Source organism: Enterobacter sp. UPMP2052, from assembly GCF_053709675.1.
Genome location: NZ_JBSKJR010000001.1, coordinates 1,231,412 through 1,244,637, shown reverse-complemented (window position 1 = coordinate 1,244,637; position 13,226 = coordinate 1,231,412). Strand labels below are relative to the sequence as shown.

Sequence of the window (13,226 nt, the reverse complement as noted above, 5' to 3'; positions counted from 1 at the left end):
GTGAGTACCCTACAATGACAAATACAACAATGCTTGATCCGATCGAAACCGCCTCCCTCGACGAGCTGCAGGCCCTGCAAACCGAGCGCCTGAAGTGGACGCTGCATCACGCCTACAGCAACGTCCCGATGTACAAACGCAAGTTTGACGCGGCGGGCGTTCACCCTGACGATTTCAACGAACTGGCGGATATCTGCAAATTCCCGTGCACCACCAAGCAGGATCTGCGCGATAACTATCCGTTCGACACCTTTGCCGTGCCGATGGAGCAGGTGGTGCGTATTCACGCCTCGTCCGGCACCACCGGCAAGCCAACCGTAGTGGGCTATACCCAGAACGACATCGATAACTGGGCCAATATCGTGGCCCGCTCCCTGCGTGCCGCCGGGGGCAGTGCGAAAGACAAGATTCACGTGGCGTATGGCTATGGCCTGTTTACCGGCGGGCTGGGCGCGCATTACGGTGCCGAGCGCCTGGGGGCGACGGTGATCCCGATGTCCGGCGGCCAGACCGAAAAACAGGCGCAGCTGATCCGCGATTTTCAGCCGGATATGATCATGGTGACGCCTTCCTATTGCCTGAATCTGATCGAAGAGCTGGAGCGCCAGATGGGCGGCGACGCCAGCCGCTGCTCCCTGCGTGTCGGCGTGTTTGGTGCAGAGCCCTGGACCCAGGCGATGCGCCGCGAGATCGAAAAACGTCTGGGTATCACCGCGCTGGATATTTACGGTTTGTCCGAAGTCATGGGGCCGGGCGTGGCGATGGAATGTCTGGAAACGGCCGATGGGCCGACCATCTGGGAAGATCATTTCTATCCGGAAATCGTCAATCCGAACGACGGGACGCCGCTCGCCGACGGCCAGCAGGGCGAACTGCTGTTCACCACGCTGACCAAAGAGGCGCTGCCGGTGATCCGCTACCGCACCCGCGATCTGACGCGTCTGCTGCCCGGCACCGCGCGCACCATGCGCCGCATGGATCGCATCAGCGGGCGCAGCGACGACATGCTGATCATCCGCGGCGTGAACGTCTTCCCGTCTCAGCTGGAAGAGGAGATCGTTAAGTTCGAACATCTCTCTCCGCATTACCAGCTGGAGGTGAACCGCCGCGGGCATCTTGATTCACTTTCCGTGAAGGTGGAGCTAAAAGAGAGCAGTTTAACCCTGACCCACGAACAGCGCTGCCAGGTGTGCCACCAGCTGCGCCACCGCATCAAATCGATGGTGGGGATCTCGACCGACGTGACGATTGTTAACTGCGGCAGCATCCCACGCTCGGAAGGCAAGGCGTGCCGGGTGTTTGATTTGCGTAAGGTGGCGGCGAACGGTTGAGGTTTATTTCCCCTCACCCCAGCCCTCTCCCAAAGGGAGAGGGAGTCTTACGTTCCCTCTCCCTTTGGGAGAGGGTTAGGGTGAGGGTACACCCCCTCATTCATATGCTATGATTCATCCATAAAAAAAAACTCACCAGAATGAATCACATGAATAAACTTGATGCCTTTATCCAGCACGCCGTCAGCTCAGTACCCATCAGCGGGACATCGCTTATCTCTTCGTTATACGGCGATGCGCTGTCCCATCGCGGCGGCGAAATCTGGCTCGGAAGCCTGGCAGCCCTGCTGGAGGGGATGGGGTTTGGCGAACGTTTTGTGCGCACCGCGCTGTTCCGCCTCAATAAAGAGGGCTGGCTGGACGTTTCGCGCATTGGCCGTCGCAGCTTTTACCGCCTGAGCGACAAAGGGCTGCGTCTGACGCGCCGCGCGGAGAATAAAATTTACCGCGCCGAACTGCCCGCCTGGGATGGCAAATGGCTGCTGCTGCTGTCGGAAGGGCTGGATAAAACCACGCTCGCCGACGTCAAAAAGCAGCTCATCTGGCAGGGGTTTGGCACCCTGGCCCCCAGCCTGATGGCGTCGCCGTCACAGCATCTGGCGGACGTGCAGTCGCTTCTGCACGACGCGGGCGTGGCGGAAAACGTCATCTTCTTTGAGGCCCACTCCCCGCTGGCGCTCTCCCGTGCCGCGCTGCGTGCGCGGGTTGAGGAGTGCTGGCAGCTTACCGAACAAAACGCGATGTATGAGACGTTCATCGACTCGTTTCGTCCGCTGCTGCCGCTGTTGAAAGAGGCCGCGCCGGAAGATCTCACTCCCGAGCGCTGCTTCCAGATCCAGCTGCTGCTGATCCATTTCTACCGTCGCGTCGTGCTTAAAGATCCGCTGCTGCCCGAGGAGTTACTTCCGGCGCACTGGGCGGGGCAAAACGCGCGACAGCTCTGTATCAACATCTACCAGCGCGTCGCGCCGGGAGCGCAGGCGTTCGTCACCGAGAAGGGCGAAACGTCCGTGGGTGAACTGCCCGTGCCCGGCACGCTCTATTACCAGCGCTTTGGTGGTCTGCATAGCGTTTAAGGAGACAGTATGCCTGTTTATCAAATTGACGGCCTGACGCCGGTCGTGCCCGAAGAGAGCTACGTTCACCCGACGGCGGTGCTGATTGGTGACGTGATCCTCGGCAAAGGCGTATACGTTGGCCCCAACGCCAGCCTGCGCGGGGATTTTGGTCGTATCGTCATTAGAGATGGTGCGAACATTCAGGATAACTGCGTGATGCACGGTTTCCCGGAACAGGACACGGTTGTTGAGGAGGACGGGCATATCGGCCACAGCGCGATCCTGCACGGCTGCGTGATCCGCCGAAACGCGCTGGTGGGGATGAATGCCGTGGTGATGGACGGCGCGATCATCGGTGAAAACAGCATCGTTGGCGCGGCGGCGTTTGTGAAAGCCAAAGCCGAAATGCCTGCCAATTATCTGATTATTGGCAGCCCGGCCAAAGCGATACGCCAGCTCAGCGAGCAGGAGATCGCATGGAAAAAGCAGGGTACCCGTGAATATCAGGTTCTGGTGGAGCGCTGCAAACACACGATGCATCAGGTAGAGCCGCTGCGTGAAGTGGAAGAGGGGCGCAAGCGGCTGGTGTTTGACGAAAACCTGCGGCCCAAGTCGGCTTCATAGGGGTTAATTGTGTTACCTGAGTGGGACTTCGATTAAGGGTCCCTCCTTCAGGTAACACCCGATTTCCTATAACCCAAGATCGCTCAAAGAGGGATGGTCGTCAGGGCGTCTGCCCAGCGGCCAGTGGTACAGCCGCTCCGATTCTTTGATGGGCATGTCATTAACGCAGGCGAAACGGCGCGTCATCAGACCATTCTTATCAAACTCCCAGTTCTCATTGCCATAAGAACGGAACCAGTTGCCTGAATCATCATGCCATTCATAGGCATAGCGCACGGCAATCCGGTTATCCGTAAATGCCCACAGCTCTTTGATCAGCCGATAATCCAGCTCCTTCTTCCATTTGCGGTCCAGAAAAGCCTGCGCTTCTTCCCGGTTGGTGGCGAATTCTGCGCGGTTTCGCCATTTCGTATCCAGCGAGTAGGCAAGGGCGACTTTTGCCGGGTCGCGGCTGTTCCAGCCATCCTCTGCCAGCCTCACTTTTTCAATGGCCGTTTCACGGGTAAATGGCGGTAACGGTGGGCGCGCATTCATAGTCATACCTCAGGTTGATATTAGGTAGACAGGTCTGTCTACTTGCGTTAATCTATGCCTGAAAAATAATGCTGTCAATACATCATTTGAGGACGGAATTGGATGAAGACATCCATCAAAAATAAAGACGAGAAAATGAGCGTCAGGGATAAAATAGTGCTTACCGCGCATGACCTGTTTTATTCCACAGGGTTTAAAGCAACGGGCGTGGATACCATCATTAAGCAGGCACACGTCACCAAAGTGACGTTTTATCGCCATTTTCCGAGTAAAAGTTTACTTATTCTGGCCTATCTGAATTACCGCCATGAATTATGGATGAACGACTTCGTCACCGCGTTACGTCGGCATCTGGCGGAGGGTAAAACACCGGCGCAGGCCTTATCCGCAACGCTTCAGGGCTGGTTTATGTCGCCCGACTTCCACGGCTGTGCGTTTATCAACGCCAGCGCAGAGGCGAAATCAGAAGAGATTGAAAGCGAGATAAAAGAAATATGCCGTAGCCATAAACAAGAAACAAAAGCCAATATTGCCGCGTTAACCCATATTACCGATGCGCAAATACTTAATGAAATTATGATACTCATCGACGGGGCCATTATTCATGCGCAAATGGGTATGGAGGTGGAGGAGGTTATCGAACAACTGAAAAACGGACTGGAAAAAATAACCGGTCACGCTGCGTTGAGCGGGGCGTAATCGACGCATAAACGTGTGCCGATTACGCCACTGGTAAAATGTGATGCTTAATGAATATGACCGAGCGTTTGCAGGAAATCCTCAACCTGCTGCGGCGTTGCGGTATCGGCCTGATAAAGAATATCAAGCTTCACGTTTTTAAGGCCGCAGAAGCCGAAAACGCCGTCAACGATCTGGGCCTGCATCGCGTTGGTGTAACCGTGTTTATCGAACCCAGCAAGGTCGCTACCGGCGGTAGCAATAAGGCGAACCGGCACGTCGCGTAAATTGCCCTGGATCCGGCCATCCGCTGCCACTTTGTACGCCCAGTTCAGAGTAAGTACCCGATCAAACCAGCCTTTCAGGATACCGGGAACGGACCACCAGTAGATGGGGAAGACGAAGACCAGCATGTCTGCCCGATCAACCCGCTGCTGTTCACGCAGGATCTCTGCGGGAAGCGCGCTGGCGTCGCCGTGATACAGGTCAAGATCGGCACCGGACATTACCGGAGAAAAGCCTTCCGCATGAAGATCGGCTATCTCTACCTGCACACCTTGCTCACGCAGGGTCGCGGCAATACGCGCCGAGAGGGAATGGTTTAGGGCGTTTTTGACCGGGTGAGCCGTAACGATCAGCGCAGTATTTATTGCGGTTGTAGCAGACATAGCCACCTCACAAGGGGGAGTGAATGAGGTTTTATCTTACTATTGGTAACTTAGTTGTCAATCTGCCCATCCGTTCATTTTGTGCTATCGACGTAGGTATCCAGTACGCCAGACATCGCGCCGTTGAGCATCTCTTCGGCGACGTTACGCGCCAGAATCCCATTACCGGCTGCGGTGCTGAGCGCGTCCGCCGCACCGATAATCGCCGTCAGCGCTGCTTCGCCCCGTACTCCTTTTAAGGTGATGAACGGCGCAAGCGCGGTGCGCAGGCAGTCTGCACAGTCGGCAACGCAGGCTTCGCGAAAATCTTGCAGCGCGCGGGACCCGGACAGGGCAGCCGCTATTGGGCCAGTTTCCGGCCCGGCGCTGATGGCGCAGTCGATATAGGCCGCACAAAAAAAACGAAGGGTGTCAGCGAACATTTTATTGTCCCTGTCCAGCGTCTCGCGGAATTTTTTGAGCTGTCGATCGCTGAAATCCTGGTAGAGCGCCATCAACAATCCCTCACGATCGCCAAAGTGATCGTAGGGAATGGGTTTGGTGACGTTCGCCCGCTCGGCCAGATAGCCCAGCGTGAGCGCTTCGGTGCCTTGCTGACGAACAATGCCGCGTGCAACCTCCAGTAACTGAACGCGTCGATCTTCTTTTCTTAAGCGCTTAACGACCATATTCCCCCCTGAATTTATCTACTAAACGTAGTTTACACGCTTTGTCCTTGCGACAGTATGTAAAACGTTGCGCTATCCCTCTGCGCCGCTACGGGGGGCGGCTAGCGGTCGGCATTCTCCTCCTGAGCCATTTCCAGCGCGCTGGCACTGGCGGGGTCAAATAACGAAATGCTCTCAATCTGGTTGAGCATAATCACCTTGCGGAAGTCCATGGCGCTGCGCGGATCGGAATCTAGCGTAATGCCGTGCTCGTCGTACCATCTGCTGTAGTTATTTTCGATGCGCAGGTTCATCGTTTTTTCGTCGCGGTAGCCGCTCAGCATCGGGATGAGTACGATATTGGCCGTCTTTTCATACTCCAGCGTGGCGGTGTGGATCATGCCGATATAAATCCGCCGCGACCTCAGCGCCACCTGCGCCAGTTCCCCTTGCTCCATGCACTGATACAGTACCTGTTCGATGCCGCTGGACTGCGCCAGGCGCTTGTAGAGTTTTTTCCTGCCGTCACCGTCCAGCCTGGCGCTGCCCGCCCAGTTAGAACGGTACAGACAGAACAGTATGGCGAACGCCAGCATCACCACCACCGGCGCCTGGATCCCCAGGAAACTCCAGTTCATAAAATCAATTTGCCAGTCGGAATATTTATCCGAAGTGAAGTGGAACTTGTTGTCGGCGGCCGAAAGGGCCAGCAGTATCAGCCAGAGCAGGCCGGTGGCAATCACCCCCTGAAGAACGAAAATACAGCCATACAGCGCAACGAGAAAATAGACATCCCAGCCGAACGAACGCTTAATTTTGAAACGCGTTGAGAGATCGCGACTGGTGTACCAGTACCCACAGACCATCAACACCATGAATATTGCCGTTCCCATTTCAGGCCCTCTTCAGCGCGTTGACATGGCGCAGAAAGTCCTGCCGTACCTCGTTACTTTTGTAGTTCACCGAGGCGTTTCCGTCCTGATCGATGATGATGCGGTCGCCATCCTCTACGGCTTCGATAATCTCCTGGTGACTAATTACCTGCAGAAGGGATTCCGGGCTGGCAAAGAGCGCCATCAGTAACCTTTTCATCGCATGACATCCTTATGAATTAAAAGGATAAGTCTGGAAGAGAAAAGGGATATTTTCCTTAAGGTTATCCCTAAAAAAATATGGGCGTGACGATGCCGTCTAATTTTGGCTGAAAACCTGTACTTGATGGATGATTGTATCTTGTTGAAAAGAAATAGATAAAATAAATAGTTGCGCACAAACTTGGACAAATAACGTTAATTGTGTAAGTTTAAATTATGTGATTACGCTACGTTATTAATACCCAGGATGTGTCCCATGAGCACGTTGCCAACCGTTATCAGTCGCTTCGTTAACTATTACGTCGCGCTGGATACCCAGCCACCGTCGGCGCTGGCGGAGGTTTATCATTCCGATGCCACGCTCGTCGATCCCTTTGGTGAACACCACGGGCTGTTGGCGCTTCAGCGCTACTTCACCCATCTGCTGGCCAACGTTCAGGAGTGCCGATTTACCGTCGATGCGCCGTTACAGCAGGGCGACCGCTTTGTGGTCACCTGGGTTATGCACTGGTCGCACCCGCGCATTGCGGGTGGGGCGTTGCGTCATCTGCCGGGGTGTTCGGTGGTGAACATGCACAACGATCGCATTATTCGCCAGCGCGATTACTACGATGCGGGAGAGATGATTTATGAGCATCTGCCCGTACTCGGCTGGGCCGTCCGCGGCGTTAAGCGGAGAGTGAAATCATGAAAACGGTCCTGATTACCGGCGCAAGTTCGGGCATTGGGGCTGGGCTGGCGACATCCTACGCCGATGACGGCTACCGGGTGATTGCCTGCGGGCGCGATCCAGCGCGTCTGGCGTCGTTGCAACAGCACAGCCCCAACATCACGATTCGCCTGTTCGACATGACCGACAGGGAAGCCTGTCTCCAGGCGCTGCAGGGCTGCGCTGCCGATACGGTGATCCTCTGCGCCGGTACCTGCGAATATCTTGATAATGGCGTGGTGGATGCCGCGCTGGTCGAGCGGGTGATGACCACCAATTTCATGGGGCCGGTGAACTGCCTGTCTGCGCTGCAAACGCAGCTGGTCTCCGGAAACCGCGTGGTGCTGGTCAGCTCCATGGCGCACTGGCTGCACTTCCCGCGCGCCGAAGCCTATGGCGCTTCCAAAGCCGCATTGACCTGGTTTGCCAATACGCTGCGTCTCGACTGGGAACCCAAAGGCATTGCCGTCACGGTTGTTTCGCCTGGTTTTGTCGATACGCCGCTGACCCGTAAAAACGATTTCTCAATGCCGGGGCGCGTAAACGTGGACGCGGCGGTAAAAGCCATCCGCCACGGGCTGGCAAAAGAGAAGGATCATATCGCGTTTCCCGCCGGCTTTAGCCTGGTGCTGGGCTTGCTCTCCGGCCTGCCGGACATTCTTCAACGCGTGCTGTTGCGCAGGATGGTGCGACCATGAACATCGCGATTATCGGCAGCGGCATTGCCGGGTTAACCTGCGCCTGGCGGCTCGCCGGGCACCATCAGGTGACATTGTTTGAAGCGCAGCCCACCCCTGGTGGTCATACCGCGACGGTGGATATCGACACGCCCCAGGGCACGTATGCCATCGATACCGGCTTTATCGTCTACAACGACCGCACCTATCCGCGCTTTATGGGGCTGCTCAGTGAACTGGGCATCAGCGGGCAAAAAACGCAGATGAGTTTTTCGGTGCACAACCCGCAGAGTGGGCTGGAGTACAACGGTCACACCTTGACGTCGCTGTTTGCCCAGCGCCGTAATCTGGTTAACCCTGCGTTCTGGACGCTGCTGAAAGAGATCGTACGCTTCAACCGGCTGGCAAAACAGACGCTTAAGGCGGAGATTGACGAGCGCGCCACGCTGCAAACCTTCCTGCAACAGCACGGCTTCACGCCGTTCTTTGCGCGTCACTACATCCTGCCTATGGGGGCGGCTATCTGGTCTTCGTCGTTGCAGGAGATGAAGCGCTTCCCGCTGTCGCTCTTTTTGCGCTTTTTTGAACACCACGGCCTGCTGGACGTCACGCATCGTCCGCAGTGGTACGTGGTGCCGGGCGGCTCCCGAGAGTACATTCGCGCCATGATGGCTAAACTGGGAACCCGCCTGACGCTGCACCTCAGCGCGCCCGTGCAGCAGGTTATCCGCCACCCACAGGGGGTCGAGATTGCGGTAGAGGGCGAAAGTCACACCTTCGATCAGGTGATCTTTGCCTGTCACTCCGCCCAGGCGCTGGCGATGCTCGCCGATCCAACCCAGACAGAACGCGAAGTGCTGGGGGATATCGGCTGGCAGCGTAATGAGGTCGTGCTTCACAGCGATCCACGCTGGCTACCGGTGCGTAAGCGTGCGTGGGCCAGCTGGAACTATCGCCTGAGCGAACAGGATCAGGCCAGCGCCTGCGTGACGTACAACATGAACATTTTGCAGGGCCTGCCCGCAGGCAGCCCGCTGTTTTGCGTCACCCTCAACCCGGAAACGCCCGTAGAAGACCGCTTTGTCCTGCGCCGTTTTGTCTATGAGCATCCGCTGTTTAACCCGAAAAGCTGGCGCGCCCAGGCGCGACGCGGAGAAATAAACGGGCAGCAGAGAAGCTGGTTCTGCGGGGCGTACTGGTACAACGGTTTTCACGAAGATGGCGTGCGCAGCGCGCTGGACGTGGTCAACGCGATTGCGGGCGAGGGGAACTGAGATGAACAGCTGCCTTTACCACGGCGCATTGCGGCATCGCCGCCTGCAGCCGACAGCGCATCGCTTTACCTACCGCGTCTTTATGGCCTGGCTCGATCTGGATGAGCTGGACGCGCTGCCCAGCGTAGGCGTGCGGCGAAACCGCTTTGCGCCAGCGGCGTTTTATGATGCGGATTATCCGCTGGGCACGCCGCTTAAAGAGCAGGTCCTGCTGCGGCTGGAAAGCCTGACCGGCGAACGTCCGACAGGAAGGGTCATGCTCCTGACGCAGCTGCGTTATTTCGGCTTCCATTTTAATCCGGTCAATTTCTACTACTGCTATGACGCGCAGGCCACCCTGCGTTGGGTGCTCGCCGAGGTACGCAACACGCCGTGGAATGAGCGTCATTACTACGCGGTGGAGGGGCAGGACGCGCAGCCCACGGTGAAAGCGTTTCACGTTTCGCCGTTCAACCCGATGGACATGGTCTACCACTGGCGCTTCAACAGCCCGGACAAGACGCTGCACATGCATATTGAAAACCATCAGGCGTCCAGGGTGTTTGATGCCACGTTGACGCTGCGCCGGGAGCCGCTAACGCGCGGGGCGTTGCGATCGCTGCTGGTGCGGATCCCGTTGATGACCCTTAAAACCGTTTTAGCGATTTACTGGCAGGCGCTCAGGCTGTGGCTGAAACGCGTGCCGCTGCATAACCATCCCCTCAGCAGGAGTGAACGCTCATGAGCGATCCCGTCTTTGTGCTTGAACCCGATATCCCGCGCAATGTTCGCGTCGCGCGCTGGTTACTCTTTCGCCTGTTGAAGGGCTTACGCGGCGGCTCGCTGACGCTGCGTGACGGCGCGCAGACGTTCCAGTTTGGTGATACTTCTGCCGCGCTCCACGCCCAGGTGCTGGTTCTCTCCCCGGGCGTGTACTGGCGCATCTTAACCGGTGGCAGCCTCGCCGCGGCGGAAGCCTGGATGGATGGCGAATGGGAGACGTCACAGCTCACACCGCTGCTGGAGTTGATCGCGCTTAACAGCCAGATCCTCGGCCAACTGGAAAAAGGATTTCGCCTGTTCGGTAAGCCCGTGGAACGGCTCCGCCACTGGATGCGGCGCAACTCGCGTGCTCAGGCGCGTGACAATATTGCCGCCCATTACGATCTCGGCAATTCCTTTTACGCCCATTTTCTTGATGAGCAGCTGCTGTACTCCAGCGCGCTGTTTACTGCTGATACGCAGGATCTCACTGCGGCCCAGCAGGCCAAGATGGCGAGGCTCTGCGACCAGCTGGCGCTCAGTGAGAACGATCACCTGCTGGAGATTGGCACCGGCTGGGGGGCGATGGCGGAATACGCCGCCCGACATTACGGCTGCCGGGTGACCACCACCACCCTGTCGCAGGAGCAGTACCACTGGGCCACGGAACGGATCGCCCGGGCGGGGTTGCAGGATCGCGTCGAGGTGTTGCTTTGCGATTACCGCGATCTGACCGGGGTCTACGATAAGCTGGTGTCGATTGAGATGATTGAGGCCGTCGGACAGCAGTACCTGCCGACCTTTTTCCGGACCTGTCAGTCGCGCCTGCGCCCGGGTGGGCGCATGGCTATTCAGGCCATCACCATCCAGGACCAGCGCTATCACGCCTACAGCAAAAGCGTTGATTTTATTCAGCGTTACATCTTCCCCGGCGGCTTTTTACCCAGCATTACCGCCATGAACGCGCTGATGACGCGCCATACCGATTTTGTGGTGCGTAACCTCTTCGATATGGGCCCCGATTACGCCCGGACGCTGGCGCACTGGCGGCAGCGTTTCGTTCACGCCTGGCAGGAGATTGAAAAGCTGGGGTTTGATGAACGTTTCCGCCGGATGTGGCTGTACTATTTTGGCTACTGTGAAGCCGGGTTTAACGCCCGCACCATCAGCGTGGTGCAACTGACTGCGGAACGCGTATGAAACGGTACGGGCAGGTGTTCCTGCTGGCTATCGGGTTTGATCTCTACTGGACGCTGGTGGTGCTGTTTCGCGAGCAGGGGCTGGTCATCTGGTTTGCGCTGGCGGTGCTGGCCTGGCTGATGCTGCCGCCATCATACCGGGGGTATGCCCTGGTGCTGGCCGTCACGGGCGGTCTGCTTGATACCCTCTGGGCGCTGACGGGGCTCATCACCTTCACCGGTGCATCGCTGATGCCGCTATGGATGATGGCCCTGTGGCTGATGTTTGCCTGCGTCTGGACGCAACTCACCCGCACCACCACCTTGCCGGGCTGGTTGCTGACCGCGCTGGCGACCCTGGGCGGGCCGGTGGCCTATCTCATCGGTGAGCGTCTGGGGGCTATCACGTTTCAGGAGCCGACCTTTATCGTCATCAGCTGGATGATCCCCGGCTGGCTGGTGCTGATGCTGTTTTTCCACCTGCTGATGGGGAGACAACAATGAGAAATCTGTTACTCGCACTGTCGCTGTCGTTTTTTACCTGCACCGTGCAGGCGGCAGACTGGCTGAGCTGGCGCAAGGTGGGCGACGCCACGCTCACCTGGGGACCCTTTACCCTGTACACCTCGCAGTTGCTGACCCCCGACGGGCGATACCGGGGGATGAGCCGCGATAACGCGTTGATTATCACCTACGCCCGCGACATCGATCGCGACGAACTGGTTGAGGCAACCCGCGACCAGTGGCAGGCGCAGGGCATTTTGCAGCAGGAGCCGCAGAGCAAAGCGTGGTTACGCATGCTTAAAACGCTCTGGCCGGACGTCACGCCCGGCACCCAGCTCGCGTTTGTGCTTACCGACGGGCAAGGGCAGTTCTGGTATCGCCACCCGGCGGCGCAAACATCATTTACCCCCCTCGGGCCACGCCAGTCGGCAGCGTTTAGCTCACGCTTTCTGGCGATCTGGCTCGGCCCTCATACTGAATATCCTGACCTGCGCAAGCAGCTCACTGGAGGATCGCCATGAAACGTTTCCTGTTAATCGCCCTGGGCCTGATGATGTTGCTGGCCGGGTGCAGTACAGACGTGACGGAGTACCGTCAGCAGCAGCCAAAGCTGGATATCTTCAACTACTTCCAGGGGAAAACCGAGGCGTGGGGGATGGTACAGGATCGCAGCGGTAAACAGATCCGCCGTTTTCACGTTACGATCGTCGGGGACGTGGTCGGCGAGACGTTGACGCTCAATGAACACTTTGTCTATGACGATGGCGAGAAACAGCAGCGCGTGTGGCACATCCGCCGCACCGGCAGCGACCGCTACGAGGGTACGGCGGGGGATATCGAAGGCGTTGCGACCGGTCAGGCGGCGGGCAATGCTCTTAACTGGCAGTACAGCATGCACGTTAAGGCTGACGGTAAAACCTGGCTTCTGCACTTTGATGACTGGATGTACCTGCAGGACGGCATTCATCTGTTCAATAAAACAGAGATGAAGAAATTGGGCGTCACCGTCGCCACGGTGACGCTGTTCTTTACCCGCAGGGAAGGCGCTTAACGCGGGTCCGGGCGGGCTTTATTGCTTGAATAGATGAAAAACAGGGCAACGCACAGACAGACAATGGCCGCCAGCCGGCTCGTTGAGAACGGAATGGCCGCATTGTTCAGCCAGCCAAAGTTATCAATCAGCATGCTCATGGCCAGTTGCCCTAAAATCACCGCTACCGTCGCAACGGCGGTGCCGATACGCTGCACGGCGAGCACCATAATGACGATGTAAGGCACGCCGCACAGCGCGCCCAGCAGCTGCCATTTGGGCACATCCATCAGGCTGACCGCCTGTTTTGGTTCAAAGAAGAAGATGAGCAGGGCGGTTACCAGCGCACCGACAGAAAAGGTCAGAAACGCGCTTTTAAATACGCCCACGCGGCTGCCCAGTTGTCCATTAATGGCGGCCTGCACGCTCAGCGTTGCGCCGCCGATCACGGCCAGCAAAATCATTATTACAGTCATCAT

Annotated in this window: 18 protein-coding genes; 12 read left to right on the top strand and 6 right to left on the bottom strand. The window is 57.4% G+C overall.

Features of this window, described 5'->3' with window-relative positions:
• The first annotated feature begins 14 nt into the window (after positions 1 to 14).
• The 3 genes from paaK (at position 15) to paaY (ending at position 3,013) form a co-directional block, all read left to right on the top strand.
• Positions 15 to 1,331 carry a phenylacetate--CoA ligase PaaK gene (paaK, locus tag ACWKX3_RS05680; protein ID WP_042319744.1) on the top strand — a complete coding sequence of 439 codons (1,317 nt, stop codon included), beginning with the start codon at positions 15 to 17 and terminating at the stop codon, positions 1,329 to 1,331.
• A 140-nt stretch (positions 1,332 to 1,471) separates the two neighbouring features.
• On the top strand, positions 1,472 to 2,407 hold the full coding sequence (paaX, locus tag ACWKX3_RS05675) for a phenylacetic acid degradation operon negative regulatory protein PaaX (protein WP_058608865.1): 936 nt from the start codon (positions 1,472 to 1,474) through the stop codon (positions 2,405 to 2,407).
• Positions 2,408 to 2,416: 9 nt separating this feature from the next.
• Positions 2,417 to 3,013: a phenylacetic acid degradation protein PaaY gene (paaY, locus tag ACWKX3_RS05670; RefSeq protein WP_220711434.1), complete on the top strand. Its 597-nt coding sequence runs from the start codon at positions 2,417 to 2,419 to the stop codon at positions 3,011 to 3,013.
• Between the two features lie 66 nt (positions 3,014 to 3,079).
• Here the strand turns inward: paaY and ACWKX3_RS05665 are convergent, their stop codons facing one another.
• Positions 3,080 to 3,547, bottom strand: coding sequence for a nuclear transport factor 2 family protein (locus ACWKX3_RS05665; RefSeq protein WP_454541430.1), 468 nt, complete (start codon positions 3,545 to 3,547; stop codon positions 3,080 to 3,082).
• 102 nt (positions 3,548 to 3,649) lie between these two features.
• On the opposite strand from ACWKX3_RS05665, the gene ACWKX3_RS05660 reads away from it, so the two are divergent.
• Complete coding sequence (locus tag ACWKX3_RS05660) at positions 3,650 to 4,246, top strand: TetR/AcrR family transcriptional regulator (RefSeq protein ID WP_454541429.1); 597 nt, start codon at positions 3,650 to 3,652, stop codon at positions 4,244 to 4,246.
• Positions 4,247 to 4,293: 47 nt separating this feature from the next.
• Here ACWKX3_RS05660 and ACWKX3_RS05655 read toward each other — a convergent pair whose 3' ends face one another.
• The 4 genes from ACWKX3_RS05655 to ACWKX3_RS05640 form a co-directional block, all read right to left on the bottom strand.
• Positions 4,294 to 4,893 carry an NAD(P)H-dependent oxidoreductase gene (locus tag ACWKX3_RS05655; protein ID WP_088207335.1) on the bottom strand — a complete coding sequence of 200 codons (600 nt, stop codon included), beginning with the start codon at positions 4,891 to 4,893 and terminating at the stop codon, positions 4,294 to 4,296.
• A 74-nt stretch (positions 4,894 to 4,967) separates the two neighbouring features.
• The gene (locus ACWKX3_RS05650; protein WP_454541428.1) at positions 4,968 to 5,561 is read right to left on the bottom strand and encodes a TetR/AcrR family transcriptional regulator; all 594 of its coding nucleotides are present in this window, start codon (positions 5,559 to 5,561) and stop codon (positions 4,968 to 4,970) included.
• A gap of 101 nt (positions 5,562 to 5,662) precedes the next feature.
• Positions 5,663 to 6,433, bottom strand: coding sequence for a hypothetical protein (locus ACWKX3_RS05645; RefSeq protein ID WP_006175080.1), 771 nt, complete (start codon positions 6,431 to 6,433; stop codon positions 5,663 to 5,665).
• Position 6,434: 1 nt separating this feature from the next.
• Entirely contained in the window at positions 6,435 to 6,632 is a 198-nt protein-coding gene (locus ACWKX3_RS05640) for a hypothetical protein (protein ID WP_006175081.1), read from the bottom strand.
• Between the two features lie 258 nt (positions 6,633 to 6,890).
• On the opposite strand from ACWKX3_RS05640, the gene ACWKX3_RS05635 reads away from it, so the two are divergent.
• The 8 genes from ACWKX3_RS05635 to ACWKX3_RS05600 are packed head-to-tail and all read left to right on the top strand — an operon-like array spanning position 6,891 to position 12,768.
• On the top strand, positions 6,891 to 7,325 hold the full coding sequence (locus tag ACWKX3_RS05635; protein ID WP_454541427.1) for a nuclear transport factor 2 family protein: 435 nt from the start codon (positions 6,891 to 6,893) through the stop codon (positions 7,323 to 7,325).
• Positions 7,322 to 8,041: an SDR family NAD(P)-dependent oxidoreductase gene (locus ACWKX3_RS05630; RefSeq protein WP_454541426.1), complete on the top strand. Its 720-nt coding sequence runs from the start codon at positions 7,322 to 7,324 to the stop codon at positions 8,039 to 8,041. The genes ACWKX3_RS05635 and ACWKX3_RS05630 overlap by 4 nt, the downstream gene beginning before the upstream one ends.
• Positions 8,038 to 9,294 carry an NAD(P)/FAD-dependent oxidoreductase gene (locus ACWKX3_RS05625; protein ID WP_454541425.1) on the top strand — a complete coding sequence of 419 codons (1,257 nt, stop codon included), beginning with the start codon at positions 8,038 to 8,040 and terminating at the stop codon, positions 9,292 to 9,294. Before ACWKX3_RS05630 ends, ACWKX3_RS05625 begins: the two co-directional genes overlap by 4 nt.
• 1 nt (position 9,295) lies before the next feature.
• The gene (locus ACWKX3_RS05620; RefSeq protein WP_454541424.1) at positions 9,296 to 10,018 is read left to right on the top strand and encodes a DUF1365 domain-containing protein; all 723 of its coding nucleotides are present in this window, start codon (positions 9,296 to 9,298) and stop codon (positions 10,016 to 10,018) included.
• Positions 10,015 to 11,235 carry a class I SAM-dependent methyltransferase gene (locus ACWKX3_RS05615; protein WP_454541423.1) on the top strand — a complete coding sequence of 407 codons (1,221 nt, stop codon included), beginning with the start codon at positions 10,015 to 10,017 and terminating at the stop codon, positions 11,233 to 11,235. The genes ACWKX3_RS05620 and ACWKX3_RS05615 overlap by 4 nt, the downstream gene beginning before the upstream one ends.
• Positions 11,232 to 11,717 (top strand): DUF2878 domain-containing protein, encoded by a 486-nt coding sequence (locus tag ACWKX3_RS05610; protein WP_102890815.1) that lies wholly within the window; start codon positions 11,232 to 11,234, stop codon positions 11,715 to 11,717. Before ACWKX3_RS05615 ends, ACWKX3_RS05610 begins: the two co-directional genes overlap by 4 nt.
• Positions 11,714 to 12,238 (top strand): hypothetical protein, encoded by a 525-nt coding sequence (locus tag ACWKX3_RS05605; RefSeq protein WP_454541422.1) that lies wholly within the window; start codon positions 11,714 to 11,716, stop codon positions 12,236 to 12,238. Before ACWKX3_RS05610 ends, ACWKX3_RS05605 begins: the two co-directional genes overlap by 4 nt.
• Positions 12,235 to 12,768: a DUF3833 domain-containing protein gene (locus ACWKX3_RS05600; protein ID WP_404599735.1), complete on the top strand. Its 534-nt coding sequence runs from the start codon at positions 12,235 to 12,237 to the stop codon at positions 12,766 to 12,768. The genes ACWKX3_RS05605 and ACWKX3_RS05600 overlap by 4 nt, the downstream gene beginning before the upstream one ends.
• Here ACWKX3_RS05600 and ACWKX3_RS05595 read toward each other — a convergent pair.
• The gene (locus tag ACWKX3_RS05595) at positions 12,765 to 13,223 is read right to left on the bottom strand and encodes a DMT family transporter (protein ID WP_404599812.1); all 459 of its coding nucleotides are present in this window, start codon (positions 13,221 to 13,223) and stop codon (positions 12,765 to 12,767) included. The genes ACWKX3_RS05600 and ACWKX3_RS05595 overlap by 4 nt on opposite strands.
• Between the last annotated feature and the right edge of the window lie 3 nt (positions 13,224 to 13,226).